This window comes from Schlesneria paludicola DSM 18645 (assembly GCF_000255655.1).
Lineage (GTDB): Bacteria > Planctomycetota > Planctomycetia > Planctomycetales > Planctomycetaceae > Schlesneria > Schlesneria paludicola.
Genome location: NZ_JH636434.1, coordinates 1,788,329 through 1,805,000 on the forward strand (window position 1 = coordinate 1,788,329; position 16,672 = coordinate 1,805,000).

Annotated in this window: 13 protein-coding genes; 9 read left to right on the forward strand and 4 right to left on the reverse strand. The window is 55.8% G+C overall.

Annotated elements, in window-relative coordinates:
• Positions 1 to 58 precede the first annotated feature (58 nt).
• The 4 genes from infC to OSO_RS42740 all read left to right on the forward strand — a co-directional run bounded on the left by infC (position 59) and on the right by OSO_RS42740 (position 6,493).
• A complete protein-coding gene (gene infC, locus OSO_RS0108785; protein ID WP_261340383.1) occupies positions 59 to 550 on the forward strand; it encodes a translation initiation factor IF-3 in 492 nt (163 codons plus the stop codon).
• Positions 551 to 1,063: 513 nt separating this feature from the next.
• A complete protein-coding gene (locus tag OSO_RS42735) occupies positions 1,064 to 1,771 on the forward strand; it encodes a GntR family transcriptional regulator (RefSeq protein ID WP_010583040.1) in 708 nt (235 codons plus the stop codon).
• A 124-nt stretch (positions 1,772 to 1,895) separates the two neighbouring features.
• Positions 1,896 to 5,096, forward strand: a complete 3,201-nt coding sequence (locus tag OSO_RS0108795) for an efflux RND transporter permease subunit (protein WP_010583041.1) — start codon at positions 1,896 to 1,898, stop codon at positions 5,094 to 5,096.
• Positions 5,097 to 5,110: 14 nt separating this feature from the next.
• Positions 5,111 to 6,493 (forward strand): efflux RND transporter periplasmic adaptor subunit, encoded by a 1,383-nt coding sequence (locus OSO_RS42740; protein WP_010583042.1) that lies wholly within the window; start codon positions 5,111 to 5,113, stop codon positions 6,491 to 6,493.
• A 263-nt stretch (positions 6,494 to 6,756) separates the two neighbouring features.
• Here the strand turns inward: OSO_RS42740 and OSO_RS0108805 are convergent, their stop codons facing one another.
• On the reverse strand, positions 6,757 to 7,095 hold the full coding sequence (locus tag OSO_RS0108805) for a hypothetical protein (protein WP_010583043.1): 339 nt from the start codon (positions 7,093 to 7,095) through the stop codon (positions 6,757 to 6,759).
• 847 nt (positions 7,096 to 7,942) lie between these two features.
• Here OSO_RS0108805 and OSO_RS0108820 point away from each other — a divergent pair.
• Positions 7,943 to 8,767 carry a sugar phosphate isomerase/epimerase family protein gene (locus OSO_RS0108820; protein ID WP_029246802.1) on the forward strand — a complete coding sequence of 275 codons (825 nt, stop codon included), beginning with the start codon at positions 7,943 to 7,945 and terminating at the stop codon, positions 8,765 to 8,767.
• Positions 8,768 to 8,825: 58 nt separating this feature from the next.
• Positions 8,826 to 9,752, forward strand: a complete 927-nt coding sequence (locus tag OSO_RS42745) for a UbiA-like polyprenyltransferase (RefSeq protein ID WP_050986057.1) — start codon at positions 8,826 to 8,828, stop codon at positions 9,750 to 9,752.
• On the opposite strand, the gene OSO_RS0108830 is transcribed toward OSO_RS42745, so the two are convergent.
• A complete protein-coding gene (locus OSO_RS0108830; RefSeq protein WP_029246803.1) occupies positions 9,710 to 10,060 on the reverse strand; it encodes a RidA family protein in 351 nt (116 codons plus the stop codon). The two genes, OSO_RS42745 and OSO_RS0108830, sit on opposite strands and share 43 nt — an antisense overlap.
• A gap of 139 nt (positions 10,061 to 10,199) precedes the next feature.
• On the opposite strand from OSO_RS0108830, the gene OSO_RS0108835 reads away from it, so the two are divergent.
• Positions 10,200 to 11,177 (forward strand): hypothetical protein, encoded by a 978-nt coding sequence (locus tag OSO_RS0108835; RefSeq protein ID WP_010583048.1) that lies wholly within the window; start codon positions 10,200 to 10,202, stop codon positions 11,175 to 11,177.
• Between the two features lie 92 nt (positions 11,178 to 11,269).
• On the opposite strand, the gene OSO_RS47655 is transcribed toward OSO_RS0108835, so the two are convergent.
• Positions 11,270 to 11,875, reverse strand: coding sequence for a hypothetical protein (locus OSO_RS47655; protein ID WP_010583049.1), 606 nt, complete (start codon positions 11,873 to 11,875; stop codon positions 11,270 to 11,272).
• A gap of 606 nt (positions 11,876 to 12,481) precedes the next feature.
• On the opposite strand from OSO_RS47655, the gene OSO_RS47660 reads away from it, so the two are divergent.
• Together OSO_RS47660 and hemP are read left to right on the forward strand one after the other, a co-directional pair.
• Positions 12,482 to 14,239 carry a hypothetical protein gene (locus OSO_RS47660; protein WP_050986061.1) on the forward strand — a complete coding sequence of 586 codons (1,758 nt, stop codon included), beginning with the start codon at positions 12,482 to 12,484 and terminating at the stop codon, positions 14,237 to 14,239.
• A 351-nt stretch (positions 14,240 to 14,590) separates the two neighbouring features.
• Positions 14,591 to 14,791 carry a hemin uptake protein HemP gene (gene hemP, locus OSO_RS49770; RefSeq protein WP_083842818.1) on the forward strand — a complete coding sequence of 67 codons (201 nt, stop codon included), beginning with the start codon at positions 14,591 to 14,593 and terminating at the stop codon, positions 14,789 to 14,791.
• A gap of 227 nt (positions 14,792 to 15,018) precedes the next feature.
• On the opposite strand, the gene OSO_RS0108855 is transcribed toward hemP, so the two are convergent.
• Entirely contained in the window at positions 15,019 to 16,671 is a 1,653-nt protein-coding gene (locus tag OSO_RS0108855; protein ID WP_157605101.1) for a hypothetical protein, read from the reverse strand.
• Between the last annotated feature and the right edge of the window lies 1 nt (position 16,672).

Here is a 16,672-nt window from a genome sequence, read left to right on the forward strand (position 1 = left end):
CCGTCGGGCAATTTCGTATCAATTTCAGGAGAGAGCAGCAATCGAAACTACGCATCGAATTAACGACCAGATTCGTCTTTCACCGATTCGCGTCGTCGATCAAGAAGGAAAAATGCTGGGCGTTATCCCCACGTCAGAAGCGATGAGGGTCGCGACAGATGCCGGTCTTGATTTGGTAGAAGTCGCCCCAAACGAACGCCCGCCCGTTTGTCGAATCATGGACTACGGCAAGTTCAAATACGAGCAAAAGCGTAAAGCAGCTAACTCGGCAAAGCAGCACCAGGTGCAACTCAAGGAAATCCGTCTCCGCCCGAAAACGGGTGAGCACGACATCGATTTCAAAGTGAAGCAAGCTCGGGATTTTCTCGCTCACAAAGACAAAGTGAAATTCAACGTCCAATTCAAAGGACGCGAGAACGCGCACCATGACCGCGGCCGCGAAATGCTTGCCAGCATCATCGAGCAACTACAGGATATCAGCAAAGTCGAAAAGACGCCCTCGATGGAAGGTGGCCGCAATATGACGGCCGTGCTGTCGCCAAAAGCGTAAAACGCACGCCGATGTCGGCTTGAACCTTCTTTCAGTAGCTTACATTGTCACCGGCTCACCGGGGGGCATTCGCCCCGATGGGCCGGTGTTGCCTTTCACACCTGCCGGCAAACGCCAACGCGAGTCTCACGACGTCCGCAGCCTAAGCCGAATCTTCACGGCCGCCACCGAATTCCCTTTGGCTCTTCCCCGTTAATGCCCCTCTCAGCGGCATCCCCGATACTTGCCCAATCGACTTGAGCGAGTCGACACTCCTCTCTGGCCCTATCGGGAAGGCGAAGTGCGCCTTTCGCATTGGTACCTGAATCCACGCATACTGCTGTGTTGTAAGGCAGTTGCATTCCAATGCGGCGCCAACGTGTCCTTGAATTCAGGAATGAACTCATTGACCACTTAAATATTATCGATAATATTCAATCTGAGGTTTTGTTGTGCCAGGTGACCGGGCGAAAAGCGGCATAAGTCATTTACTGAAAATAAATTACGAATCAGCTAGGAATCCGGGACGGCCACATGGACTACGACCGCCAGTGCATGAGTGATCGCATCCGGCAGGTCCTGACGTCGAGAATCTTCGACGGGACTCTCAAAGCCGGTGACCGGTTGGTGGAACTCGAGATCGCACGCGAGTTTGACACGAGCCAGACCCCCGTGAGGGAAGCGCTGCGAGAACTGGAATCGCTGCGACTTGTCGACAGCGTTCCCTATCGGGGGACACGTGTCAGAGAAATCCGCGAACGTGAAATGGTGGAAGCCTATACCGTTCGCGGGGCCTTGGAACAACTGGCGGGCGAGCTGGCGGCACCGCGATTGCTCGGGAACGTCATCCAGATACGCGAATCGCTGACTCGGATCCATGAGGCGGCTCGTGAGGGCGACATTGAAGCCTACGCGCGCCACAACATGGATTTCCATCGGGCGATTGTGGTGGCATCCGATAACAACGTCTTGATTCAGTCCTGGGACAACCTTGCCTTTGAAGCACGCGTCCGACTTCACCTGCGATGTCGGCCTGAGCCTCATTTAGCGGATCGGGCGCGCGAACATGATCCGGTCGTCGATGCTCTTGAAGCTGGAGACGGCCTCCTTGCGGGTCAATTTTTACGAGCCCATGCCGAGTCGTGTAAGAAACGCTGGTGCGAAACGGTAGTAGATGCAGTGGCTCCTGCGGAATCCGAGGCATTGGATGTACAGACGTTGAGAGCCAGCTGTTTGTCATGAATGAAATTCGCCGCCCAAGTCAGTTCGGTGCCTCATCACCGCACCAGACGTCTTGGAATGGCATCTGAGTCAGATTCTTGGCGTGGGCCCGCCAAGTATGGCTCGCATGAAGGGTATCCAGGCCATGTGGATCGTTCGTCTTGCGTTGCGTCGCCCCTATACCTTCGTGGTGATGGCGATCTTAATCGCCATTCTCGGTGGGGTAACGATTGCCCGCATGCCCACCGATATCTTTCCGGAAATCGATATTCCGGTGGTGGCGGTGATCTGGACCTATACGGGAATCTCACCCGACGAAATGGAAACGCGCGTCGTCGGTAATTACGAGCGCGTACTAGTCTCGACCGTCAGTGGTATCGAACACATTGAAAGCCAGTCACTGAACGGCATCAGTGTCGTCAAAATCTTCCTCCAGGAAGGCGTGAACATTGATAGCGCCATCTCCCAGGTGGTCGCGACGTCGCAACAGGTCTTGCGTTCAATGCCTCCAGGCATCTTCCCTCCGTTGGTGATGCGGTACAACGCCGCCAACGTCCCGATCGTGCAGGTCTCGTTGGGAAGTGACAGCCTGTCGGAGCAGCAACTTTTCGATTACGCGACCACGGGTTTACGTCCCGGGATGGCGACCGTTCCCGGTGCCCAGATCCCGTATCCCTATGGTGGAACCATTCGGCAGATCATGGTCGATATTGATCCCGAGAAGCTGTACGCCTGGAAACTCTCGCCAGCCGATGTCTCGGCCGCCGTCTCTGCACAGAACCTAATCGCCCCCTCGGGCACCGCAAAAATCGGCGAGCAAGAATACAACGTACGACTGAACACCAGTCCGTCGATCGTAGCCGAGATTGGAAATCTGCCGATCAAGTCGGTCGGTACGCGCACGATCTTCATTCGCGACGTGGCTCAAATTCGTGACGGCGCTGCGCCGCAGACCAACATCGTACGCGTGGACGGGAAACGCGGCGTGCTTCAACCGGTGTTGAAATCGGGAGCTTCGACGCTGGACATTGTCAACGGGGTGAAGAACCGACTTCCGTCGGTGATGGCAACCCTGCCGGAAAGTTTGCGTGCAACGCTGTTGTCCGACCAATCGATCTTCGTGAAGAGTTCGATCCATGGGGTGCTCGTCGAAGGGGCCATCGCCGCGGCCCTGACAGGCATGATGATCCTGCTTTTCCTCGGCTCGTGGCGCAGTACGCTGATCGTGGTGATTTCAATTCCACTGTCGATTCTCGTCTCGATCATCACACTCGCATTTCTCGGACACACCCTGAACGTGATGACGCTGGGCGGACTGGCTCTCGCCGTGGGGATTCTGGTCGACGATGCGACCGTGGAAATCGAAAACATCCACCGCAATCTTCATTTGGGCAAAAGATTGGTCCCCGCCATTCTCGACGGGGCACAACAGATCGCGACACCTGCGTTCGTCGCGACACTTTGCATCTGCATCGTGTTCGTCCCGGTGGTGTTCATCACCGGTGCCGCTCGATCGCTGTTCACCCCTATGGCAATGGCCGTGGTGTTCGCGATGCTCACCAGTTATTTCCTGAGCCGAACGCTGATCCCCACGATGACTCATTACCTGCTGGCCGCGGAAGTCGAGATGTATGGCGGCAAATCGGAAAACGATTCTGCCCCGCATAAGCCTGTGAAACTGGGATTGATCTGGCGAATCCATCATGGATTCAACGGCTACTTCGACAAGCTGCGCGACTTTTACGGACGATGCCTCGCCAGCGCACTGGCGCATCGATCGATCGTCGTCACAGCCTTTATCGCACTGGTCATTGGATCGTCAGCGCTGCTACCAAGCCTGGGACGAGATTTCTTTCCGAGCGTCGATTCCGGCCAGATTCGGATGCACGTGCGAGCCCCTGCTGGAACGCGAATCGAAGAAACCGAACGTTGGTTCGGGCGAATCGGCGAAGTCGTGCGCGAGATTATTCCGCCATCGGAACTCAGGACGATCATCGACAATATCGGAATTCCAAACAGTGGTATTAACCTTGCCTTGAGCGACGGTTCGCTGATGTCCGCCGCCGACGGTGAATTGCTCGTCACACTCGAACATCATCACGCTCCGACGGCCAATTACATCGCAAAAATCCGTACTGAACTGAACAAACAATTTCCCGACTTGACCTTCTACTTCCAGCCCCCAGATATCGTGACGCAGGTATTGAACTTTGGTTTGGCGGCCCCCATCGACGTTCAGATTGTCGGTCCGCGTGTGAACTATGAGAAAAACTTCGCGATTGCCCAGCAGATCCGCGATCGAATTGCGGAGATTCCCGGTGCCGTCGATGCCCACTTGCAGCAGGTTGTGCGAACCCCCGAGCTGAATGTCCAGGCGGACCGCACGCTGCTGAGCCAGTTGGGCATGTCGGAACGCGATGTATCGAACAATCTGCTGGTCTCGTTGAGTTCCAGCGGACAGGCCGCACCAAACTTCTGGCTTGATCCGAAATCGGGCGTTCAGTATCCGCTCGTGGTGCAGACGCCGCAGTTCAAAATCGACTCGATCGACGCGTTGAACAATACGCCCGTGACACGAACCAACGCGACGACGCAGTCACAGTTGCTGGGGAACCTTGCCAGTGTGAAGCACGCATTCGGACCGACCAACGTCACGCACTACAATATTGCTCAAAGCTTCGACGTGCTCGCCGGAGTGCAAGGCACAGACCTGGGAAGCGTTTCAACGGCCATCGACAAGATATTGAAAGAAATTCGCCCCACGCTTCCCCGCGGGACGACGATCTCGGTGCGAGGTCAGGTTCAAAGTATGAACACCTCTTTCCAGGGACTTAGCAGTGGTCTTGTCTTCGCGGTGATCCTGGTTTACCTGCTGATGGTTGTCAATTTTCAGTCCTGGCTCGACCCGATGATCATCCTTATGGCCCTACCCGGGGCCATGTGCGGAATCATCTGGATGCTGTTCACCACCCAAACCACCATCAGCGTCCCCTCGTTGATGGGATCGATCATGTGCATCGGGGTCGCCACCGCGAACTCGATCTTGATGGTCACGTTTGCCAATGATCAGCAGAAGGCGGGCCATAGCCCTGAAGACGCGGCCTGGTCCGCTGGAGTGACCCGATTGCGTCCGGTGATCATGACCGCTCTTGCCATGATCCTGGGGATGCTGCCGATGTCACTGGGATGGGGCGAAGGCGGAGAACAGAATGCCCCACTGGGACGAGCCGTGATCGGCGGCTTGATGATGGCGACGTTCGCCACGCTCTTTTTAGTGCCTGTCGTTTACAGCGCTCTGAGACGACATCCGAAACCAGTCGTGACTGAGCCTGAGCTTGTCGATTAGTCAAGGAAAATGAAATGACTGCTACCACGGAACTTCATTCCCCCAAGTCAGGGGAACCTCAACCGTTGCATCGTCCCCTTCATACGGAACCAAGTCGTGCGGAACCAAGCCACGAGCATCACGATGAGCCTGAGCTGAAACGCCCTACGAAAACCTGGTCCGCGGCGTCGTTGATTTTGACAATCCTGATCGCGGCCGCCGGGTTTGGAGGGCTGTTTCTGCTCGGCTCGGTACCACGTCATCATTCGAATGCCGTCCTGGCAGAAGAATCCGATCGCGTGAAAACCTCTAGACCACGCGTCCGCGTCATGACGCCCCGGCAATCGCCCGCCATTACGGAGGCGATGCTGCCCGGCGACGTCCAGGCGATGGAAGAAACGATTCTTTACCCTCGCACCAATGGCTACGTCACAAAGTGGCTGGTCGATATTGGTGACGAGGTCAACGAGGGACAATTGCTGGCCGAAATCAGTACGCCGGAAGTCTTCGCGCAGCTTCAACAGAGCAAGGCGGCTCTGTCGGAATCCAAGGCGTCGGTGGAGCGCGCGAAGGCGACGGTCAATCTGACCACGATCACAACCAATCGATTGCGCGGGCTGGTTGCAAAAAATACCGTGTCGCAGCAGGAATTGGACGATGCCGAAGGCAACCAAGCCGTTGCCGTTGCGAACTTGCGACTGGCGGAAGCCACTGTGGAAGCCAACACGGCCAATATGCAGCATATGCAAGAGCTACAGTCTTTTTCCGAAATCACCGCCCCGTTTTCCGGGACGATCACCGCACGTAATATCAACACCGGACAACTGGTCACATCCGGAAACGGCACCGGCCAATCACTGTTTCAACTGACGCGAACCAATCCCGTCCGTGTGTTCGTGAATGTGCCGCAGATCTACGCCCCTGGTGTCACCAAAGGAATGAAAGCCGACATTATCGTCCGCGAAATCCCAGGACGCATATTTCCGGGTACCGTCACCCGCACGGCGCGGGCCATTGACGCGACCACCCGTACATTGCTCACGGAAATCCAGGTTCCGAACGACGACCGTGCGTTGCTGACAGGGTCCTATGTCCAAGTCAAGATGGACGTGGCACGCCAAGATCCGCCTTTAATGATTCCCGCATCGGCACTGGTCTTCAATGCACAGGGTACTCAGGTGGCAGTCGTTGATTCCGATGAGACCGTACGGCTGTGCGCCGTCGAAGTCGCCGGTGACTTCGGACGAGAAGTCGGCATTTCGACGGGGATTCGAGCCGATGATCAGGTCATCGTGAATCCCGGCGACCGCATGTCGGACGGACTAAAGGTTCAGATTGATCCCGATCAAGAACTCGATTCAAAAGCTCCCGTGCAGACACCTTCAGCCGCTCCTGCCACAACGGGCAAGACGCATTGATCGAGCGTATCTGTCGTTTACGGTCGTCTCTGTGAACGCTGCTTCTCGTACACACCAGGTCACCCCAAATGGCCGACAGTGAACGACCTCCCCGGCCTGGTGTGACGAGAGCCGCAACATCGACACGAGCCAACGAAAAAACCACGTCAAACGAGGGATCGTTCGACGTGGTTTTTGATTTTGAATTCGCCCGGGAGTGACGGCCGTTTAAAAGAAGCCGTCCCATTCAAACCCTGGCCATTTGACTGTCAGATCAAGCGGGATCAGAACGAGTTACCTTCGAGGGTCGGGGCACTCGAAGCACCGCAAACCAAGTCGCAACTGCTGTTGAGATCGCAGTCATCCGGTCCATTGTCGATGAACGTCGTACCGCTATAGCGGGATTTCAATTTGCCATTCAGGCCGCACGAGAAAAATCCCGTGTACGCATAGGACTGGTTGAGAGCCCCGATCGCGTTCGACACATCATTCAACTCGGTGTTAACGGCAACAGCGACTTCGCTGAGGCCAACAATCATCGCCAGCACGGCGATCGTAAGGACAAGTACGAGTTCGGCGGAGATGATGACACCGCTTTCGTCGTTGAACAATTGACGCAACATACTCTGAGTTCCTTTGTGATTTTCTGAGGCTCTAACGTCGACCTTCTCCGGGAACCACCCATTGAGGTCACGTTCAACAGGCGAAAGAGTTCGCCTGTTGAACAATGTCCGGCGGAAGCATGCTTCCGCCGTAATGACGTTCGCGCTGGCCAGCACGAACATCGCTTCTCGCGAGAGATTGGAAGTCTTCAAGATGAAGCAGTTTCCACATCCACACAAAGCAGCGGCCGTACCGAAACGCCAAAAGAAATCGATGAATCCGCGCTGTTGACGTTCGGCAACAGCGCCGCAGTCTCGCGAAACTCAAAGAAAATAGCCGAAACTGGCGCCGGGCCCCGACACACAAAATTCGCGAACTTGCAACGACAAGGAATTGATGCCGTGCCTCGCTGACAACAAACGTCAAACATCGAAAACGAAACGTTCAAAATAGTGACGAGTCATGTTGACAATTCGTCACCATTTCACGCTGATCATTATGCCTGATCTGATTCCGCTTGTGAGGGTTACGTCGTATTTGACATTAAAACCCAATTCGCAGACAAACTCTGTCCATAACAATTGCACGAACTGTGCCGATCGCAATGGATTGATCGCGTCAATGGAAGTCATTCTCACGGCAACCATCAACGACTCGGTCGCACCGCGTTATTGGCGGAATCCTGAATCGGTTTCGATGGCTGGGAGGATCAATCGACACCGACCGGCGTGAGGCGTCAAATTCCGCTTCAGGCCACCGGCCCGGACGGAACGATTGTCAGAACGCAGTCTGTCCGGTGCAATGTGGCCGGGTTCGCTCATCGTGCCCCACGCGAAAAGCCTAACATCGATCACGCTGGAACAACTCATGATTCGCTCCGCCGTCACCGTCAGCCTCGTCACCGAATCAAAAGGTGGTCCGTTTGTCTTCTGGGACGACCTGCCGGCCGCTTGCCGACAGGCCAAGGAACTGGGATTCGACGCCATCGAATTGTTCGCCCCCTGTCCCGACGCGGTTTCCAAAGAGGAACTGACATCTCTACTGACATCACACGAGTTGCAACTCGCGGCCGTCGGAACGGGCGCGGGCTGGGTCAAGCACAAGCTCACGTTGACAAGCGCGGACGCTCACGTTCGTCGTCGCGCCATCGATTTCATTCGATCGATGATCGATTTCGGCGGCGTTCATGGAGCGCCGGCAATCATTGGATCGATGCAGGGGCGCTGGGGCGACGGAGTCTCGAAGGATCAGGCCATGACTTGGCTGACCGAGGCTCTCAATGAACTTGGTGAACACGCCCGTCAACACGGTGTGCCGTTAATTTACGAACCTCTTAATCGTTACGAAACGAATCTGGTCAACACGGTTTCTGCAGGAGTCGACCTGATGAAGTCGTTGAAGTCCGACAACGTGAAACTTCTGTCGGATCTGTTCCACATGAATATCGAAGAGTCCGATCTGGCGGCGGCAATTCGCGGCGGAGGGCCGTGGATCGGGCACATTCATTTCGTGGATTCGAACCGTCGTCCCGCTGGATGTGGTCACTTGAATTTCGCTCCGATCGTCGCAGCGCTTCAACAAATCGGCTACGGCGGCTACCTGTCTGCAGAAGCGTTGTCATGGCCCGATGCCCCTTCTGCCGCCGAACAAACGATTCACGAATTCCGTCGCCTGTTCGGCTCGTCGCGCTGATGACCGACGACTAGAATCCGACATCCCACTCGTTCATCCAATTTGTTGCTGGTTTGAAATGCTTTCAACGATTCGCCACTTGCTGGAATTGATCCGCTTCAGCCATTCGGTCTTCGCGTTGCCGTTCGCACTGCTCTCGGCGGCACTTGCATGGCGACTTCCCGATAGCCCGTTTTCACTGACGCAACTTGTTGGGATCGTCGTTTGCATGATTCTTGCTCGATCGTCAGCCATGGCGTTCAATCGGATCGTTGACCGTCGGTTCGATGCGCAAAATCCACGGACGGCCCAGCGGCATCTTCCTGCCGGTCTGCTCGGACTTTCCACCGTCGTGGCCTTTACGCTGCTCAGTTCCGCAGGCTTCATTGCGGCGACACTGATTTTCCTGCCCAACCCCTGGCCGCTTCGATTGTCCGTTCCGGTCCTCTTGTTTCTGTGCGGATATTCCTATGCCAAGCGGTTCACCATTTTCTGCCACTACTGGCTGTCGGCCGCGCTGATGCTGTCGCCACTCGCAGCCTGGATTGCAATTCGCGGCGAAGTCGCCGTGACGCCCACGCTGCTGTCTGCCGTGATCTTCTTCTGGGTGGGCGGATTCGACATCCTGTATGCGTGCCAGGACGCCGACTTCGATCGGTCGACCCAGCTTTTCAGCATCCCCGCTCGCTGGGGAATCCCGAAGGCATTGCGAGCCGCCTTCGTCAGCCATCTGTTGACGATCGGATGCCTGTTCGGACTGTGGTACGTCGCTGGATTGGGAACGTTGTTCTTGGTGGGCTGCATCGCTGTCGCGGGGCTGCTGCTTTATGAGCATTCGCTCGTCACGCCGACCGATTTGAGCAACGTTAACAAAGCGTTCTTCAACGTGAACGCGGTCGTCAGCCTCGGACTTCTGGCCATCGGTCTGGCGGATATGTGGCTGCAACCAACGCTGCCACACGCTCAGGCGTCTACGGCCGCCGTCACCACCATCTCAATCAGATAACCAGGCGACAAAACGACTTGCACACACGCACGCGCTGGCGCATGCCCTTCGGGGACCCACGCCTCCCACAATTCGTTTAGAATTGGCCCATCGGCCAAATCGGCGACATAAATCAACACTTGAAGCAACGAAGTCCGGTGACAGCCCAGGGTCGCTAATCGCCCGTCGATTTGTGCGAGAATCTGAGTGACCTGGCCGCGCATATCCTGTGCGGGATCATCTGCCACTTCCACAAAATAGGCGGTTGGTCCATGGACGACGATATCCGACCAGCGTCGTGTGACTCCGATCCGGCGAATGTCTTTCATTTTTGCGCACCATTGATTCATTTTTGAAGTCAACTTCGTCAGTCAGACGACGTATAATCGGCAGACTCTGTCATCAGCCCTCTGACGGCCAAGAAACGGTGACTTTGACACGTACGACCTTTTTCCTCAAGGCGGCGATATGGCAGCCTCGGCCCTTTCATCGGATGATACGCAGGGTTCCGGACCTCTGCCCGTCGTCGGTTCATCGGCAGATGTGCCCGAATGGCTTGCCGCACGCCGTCGCCAGCGTGGTGAAACAAACGCCACATCCACAAGCCAGACCGTATCCTCCGAAAAAAACGCGACGGCCCCCCCGCTCCGCCCCACCAAGCAAGCGCCGTCCAGGTCATCCGCCATCGCGACACTGGGAAATCTGGCGCTCGCGTCTGATGCGGACCTGGCCATCGAACCCAACCAGCATGGATTGATTCGGTGGATCACCAACGAGACGGCGATTGGCGTCCTGGTTTCGCTGCTCGTCCACACCGCAGTCCTCTTGATCTTGGCATTCATCTTGATTTCCAACGTCACGAAGCACGATGGAATCGCACTGTGGGGCATATTGGGTGAGAGCCAGGAATTGGGGACGGACACGGTTCTCGACACGTTGTTGCCAAGCGAAGATGGCGAATCGCCGCCGATTGAAATCGCGGCGGCCAGTCAGGCGCTGGAATCATTGGGCGTGGGCGCGCCAGTGACGGAACAGATTCGCATGGGGATCGGCGGCAAAGGAAACGGCGAAGGAGACTCGGGTGACGGCGTCTCGATCGGTGTGGCCAGCCCGCGCATTCCCGGCTATGCCCAATCCAAGGGACATTTCAGCGCCTGGACGGAACCGCGCGATCCGAAGCCCAACGAGAACTATTTCATCGTGGTCCAGTTGCGTCTTCCGTCCAAGATCAAGAAGTACCGGGGATCGGATTTGACGGGAATGGTCAATGGAACGGACACCTATAAGCAAGTGATCCGGTTTCGGGCCTCGGAACAATTCGACATCGAAGAGGGTGCCGTCGAAATTCGAATTGCCGTCCCAGGCGGTGGAGTTCGCGTGCGCGACACGATTGTCGTCGAATCGAAAATCTTGCACGAAAAGCAGACGTTCGAAATCGAGTTCTGATCTGCGTTGTGCATCGGCCTCGTCGTCGGCTCGCCCACAAATCGAAGCGCCCCCCCCCGACTGTACAACGTCGCCGCTTTGTCGAGCCATCCTCAAGTCGAATCGTTACCCGCGATGGATTTCCGCGATTCCGGCAGCGAATTCTGACGTCGACGCCAGCGCTGAATCGCCCGCCAACGAAACCAGATTCCTCGAGGCCCCTTGATTCGTTTTAACAGTCTCTTTGCGCGCAGCCGAATCGACAGCAACAGCGCACGAGCCCGCTGGTAAATCGGCAACGCGTGAAGGGCCGAGTACATCCGATCGCGCGTGGTCGTAAACCAGTCATGCAACCACTTGAACCAGGCAATCGACATGAGTTGCGGCTGGCAGACAACGTACATTCTTGCGACCACAGCCGTTCCCAGAATTTTCGCTGCGGCAATCAGGGTGAGACTGGCCAACCAATATCCCCGGGTCAGCCAGTAAACAGCAAGCAGCTTCAGAGGGAAGAGCGACACCAATGGCAGAAAAAAAATCCCAAGCATGATCGACGGAGGCAGCCGAACGATCCGCGATTCGAGCCATCGAAGCATCGGAACCATCGCAATGAGCGATGTCAGCCGCTTCAGCCAAATCCAGATCGACTCTTCACACCAGATCAATAACGATGCCAAGACGATCAGCGGTGGTGTCAACAATCGCTTCAGCCAGTACATCGTGCTTTCATTGCCTTTTGATAGATGGCCTTCAGCCAGACACGGTCGATTCGTTTCAAAAAAACTGACCTTCACGAAAGCGTTCTGCGACGTCTCGAACGCGACGATTATATGCAGAGCGTGGCTGTCGCGTAGCCTAGAGACATTTCGAGAACCGCAACCCCGGCCCCACCATGACTGGTCGGCGTCGCGTCAAACTAGCCGCCTTTGCGAATCAGGAGCATGGCAACGAATGTAACGGGACTGCAAGTTCAGTTCGTTACGACGACCACAGGAGAAAATCGACAATCGCGAATGTCCAATAGTCGATGATCTCAGACAAATCGCCTCGATGTTGCATTTCGCGTCTGGCCACCTGTTTGATTTCAGGTTCGGCAGATCGATGGCTGCATCCGCTGATGCGAGTTCATTACACAATTTCCGTCAGCAGGGTTGTTCCAATTCTGCGGAGTGAGGTCGTTATTACTCTGGGTCAAAACATAACGATTTTGTCATTTTTTCCTTGCAAATGGCGATGACGCCTGGTCAGACTTTTCTGTCTGAATTCAACCCGACACGGCCGAGATTTGTACGGCGCAACTTCACCGATTCAGAGGGCGAAACACGATGAGAAGAATTGCGGCAAAGGGTGTCGGATCAAGCGAGATTGCGTCCGTGATTTGGCGCATGACGATGTGTTGCGGCCTCATTTGCACGGTAAGTCTTGCCCAGAACCGGGACCTGCTGGCGGCCTCAACAAAGACTCTAACAAAGCTCATTTCACCGAAGATCAACACGGCACGCCCGATCCCAACCGCACCGAAACTTGCGGCAAACACGACGAACAACGCCGGCACGAACACGACCGTCAATGTCGGAACGAACGCAACGGCATTCCCACTCGCAAACACGTTTCTGCTACACAGTCGCCCCGCAGCAACAAAGCGAATCTACCTCGATTTTACGGGACACTCGACGAAAGATACCGAGTGGAATTCATCAACGGTCACCGAAATCGTCACCGCCCCATTCTCGATTGATGCGACGCCAGCGTTCTCAAGCACCGAACTGTCCATGATTCAGGAGATCTTTCTCCGCGTCAGTGAATGCTATTCACCGTTCGATGTCGACGTGACAACGGAAGAGCCGCCTGTCGCCGATCTGATCAATTCCGGTACGGGCGATACCCGCTGGGGTATCCGAGTGCTCATCGGGGTGTCCACTCCTTCGCCAGCTCCCGATGCAGGCGGTGTCGCCTTCCTCACCAGTTTCTCTTGGAATACCGACACCCCATGCTTTGTGTTTCCTCAAAGCCTGGGAAACGCGACCAAACTGATTGCCGACTGTTCGGTTCATGAAGCGGGTCACACTCTGGGACTGCATCATGACGGACGAACTTCGCCCGTTGAAGAGTACTATTTTGGACACGGCTCAGGGGCCACCAGTTGGGCTCCGCACATGGGCGCAGGCTACTACGTCAATCTGGTCCAATGGAGCAAGGGCGAATACCTGAATGCGAACGATCAGGAAGACGACCTTGCCATCATCTCGACGCAGAACGGTTTTGGATATCGCTCTGATGACTTCGCGAACACCCGTGCCTCCGCCGGAGCGGTCGCGGCCACGGCCGGCTCAGGAGCAACGGCGAATACCTATACCGTGTTGCAATCGGGTGTGATCGAGACACGAACGGACAATGACTGGTTTCTAATTAACTCAGGTAACGGCAACATTGTCATCACCGCGAAAGGTGGACCCGTCAACACCATGCTGGATATTTCCCTGGAGCTGTATTCGAACAGTGGCACACTGGTCGCCAGTAGCAATCCAATCGACGACGTGACGGCAACAATTAACTACGCGGCCCCGGCTGGAACCTACTTCTTGAAAATCGACGGTGTTGGAAAAGGAAGCCCGCTCAGCACGGGATACACGGACTATAGCAGTCTGGGGCAGTACACGATTTCCGGTACCTATCCTGGAACGATGTCGGGCATCGCCTCAAAGGTGAAGGCCGTGTACTCGAACAAGGTTCTGACGCTGACCGGGGACAGCAATCCGAATTCGCTCACCGTCACGTTCTCGGCCGGCACGCTCAAGGTCGAAGGAGCGAACGGAACAAAGATCAATGATTTGGCATCGTACAGCGTGCCCCACACTGGGAAGCTGGAACTCAATGCCGATCTGCTCGACGGTGATGACGGTCTTTCCGTCGTTGGAGTTGATTCCTCGACCATGACCATCAAGCTGGGATCTGGCGCTGACAAGCTGGCGTTCACCCTCTGCACGATTGGAACACTCAACGCCGATGGTGGAGACGGCACCGATGTCATGGTGACAACCTCCTCGAAAATTACGACTCAGACGATCAAGTTGATTCCCTGAAATGAGCCGAGCGGTTGGCCGCCCCGAAAAAAACCTTCTCCTGGCACATGAACGCCTGAGACAAACCCGGCGGACATCCCGCAATCCTCACCACGAGCCGTGGCCGATCCTTTATCGGTCTCGGCTCGCGTTATTGGCGGTACTCGTGTTGACGAGCTCGCGAGCGTGAGCAGACAATCGCTTTCTTCCGAGAACGCGGCTCTCGCGATCCACGCCCAAGTGGGGAATCGACGACGAAACGCGCCCTGCTGAAATCAGTGAAACGAAGCGAATAAAATTGACACTGAGACTCGATCTCAATACAATCCCCCAGCATTGTCTCGATCCGGATTCGCCATAAATCGACTCATCATGCCACCATGCGACGATCGTAACACTAATCCAGCAAACGAGATCACACCCTCGAGCCCCACTCCGGTAAACTCGTCCGGGACTCCCACGTTCCGCTATACAGACCTGAGCCAATCCTCGAACGAAGTCCTGATTGAGCATGAAGGCCAACTGTATCGGCTACGCATGACCCGCAACGGAAAACTGATCCTCAACAAGTAGTCAGACAGACAAGCGGCCGATGCGAGCGAATGGTGCCCTGGCGAATCATGCATCGCGATCCCCCTGCCTCAGATCAGCAACCGAGGCCGCCGGCCCGGAACGCCAATGTCTGAATCGCAACGTGGTGGTGATTCTCACGGCTCCTCTGAACGCCTTAACGAAAACAGCCACCTTTGAAGGTGGCTGTTTCGACCGTTCGGTGTCTGAGATCGCTCGCCCCGGCAAGACTACTGACCCGCGAGTTTCGTTCCGACCGTCAGAACCTCAAGTTCACGAATCTTGCCAACCTTCATGCTCGCCCCACCCACAACGACAAGTTGCGAATCGTTCAAAGGGAGCATCCGGTGGAAGAATCGCGGATGCGACAGCTTTTCCAAATTGATCCACGACTGCCCGTCGTCCGCCAACGCTTGCAAGCTGCCTGAGAAGGTGGAAACAAACAGCCGCTGACCACACAGAAAGGCCGAGGAACCGAATCCATCCATCGATTCACCATTCAACTTCGGCCCTTCGCCCCAGGTCATCGACGCCGGATCATAAAACGCGGTTGCTGTCGTGGTACCGCCTTCCGATTGCATCCCACCAATGACATAGACCTTTCCCTGCCATGCTCCCACAGAGATCGCTCGCCGTTGGAAAGGTGGTTTCGGCAGTTCCGTCCAAACCAGCTTCTCTGCAGACAAATCAACGACATAGGCCGAATCATGCCATTTGGTATTCCCTTCTCCGCTAAGCTCCCACCCCCCAATGACGTACAACAGATTGCCAATAACCACCGCGTCGTGTGAGGATCGTCCACTTGGCAGCGGTGTTAATGACTCCCACTCCTTCGATACGGGATCGAATCGCGCAAAGTCCGACATCGACCACAATGACTGTTTGTCGGCAGCCTGATTGCGAGCCTCGAATCCGCCGATTCGATAGAATTTGCCACCATGTGCCACTGCGGCAAGCCCTGTGCGACGTGGCCCATGGGCAACCTGCTCCCAACCGGAAGGCTGCGCCAAATTCAGACGTAGCAAGCGATCAGATTGCCCTTCCATGGAGTAGTGATGCGGCTGCCCAAAGTGTCCTCCATAGACATAGAGTTCGTCGCCAATGATGGCCCCACCGAAGCTGGTAATTCCTGGATCGAGCGCAGGAAACACAGTCCCCGGAACAGTCGACGTCACTGCAAAGGAATCTTCAGCCAGGCTGAGTGCCAGTGTCGTGTAGTGACGAATCGACGTGTAACCTTTGCCATCGAGCTCACCCGACTTCGCTTCAATCTGTTTCGCTCGAACCGAATACAGCCCCGGAGCATTTGAACTCAGCCCCACTTTCCCTTGAGCGCTGGTCACCACATCCAGGTGCTTTTCGATTCCTGGCCCGCTGATCGTCACGGGCGAATCCGCAAGCGGCTTTCCCTGCCACAAGACCGTCAGAGTCACTTCTCGTCCGCTGACAGAAGGAACGATTTCAAATGGCAGTTCGTCGGACTTCCCGATCGCACGCCAATTCTTGGCGTTTGAGGTTGGCTGCGACGTAGCATGGTACTTCAGCAGAAACGTCTCACCGCCACGTGACATCACCCCATAATCATGGCTAAGCCCAAACACGGCTTCGGCCGCTTGTGCAGGAGTCGCCGCCAAGGAATTCGCGTCTTTCTCAACGTCCAAGACAGTACGAACACCGTCGCGTGACCATTGCCACAACTTGAGCTTGGCAACTCTGTCCAAAAGTTCTGGCTCATCGGGAGCAACCGACTCGCTGAAATAGACATGAACCTTGCCGTCGCTGGCCTGCGAACCGGACGCAATCCACAAGAAGTGCGCCCAACCAGAGGTGGGCAAGGCCGCCAGAAATAAGACTAGACTCAGCGTGAATCGGATGCGCTTCATT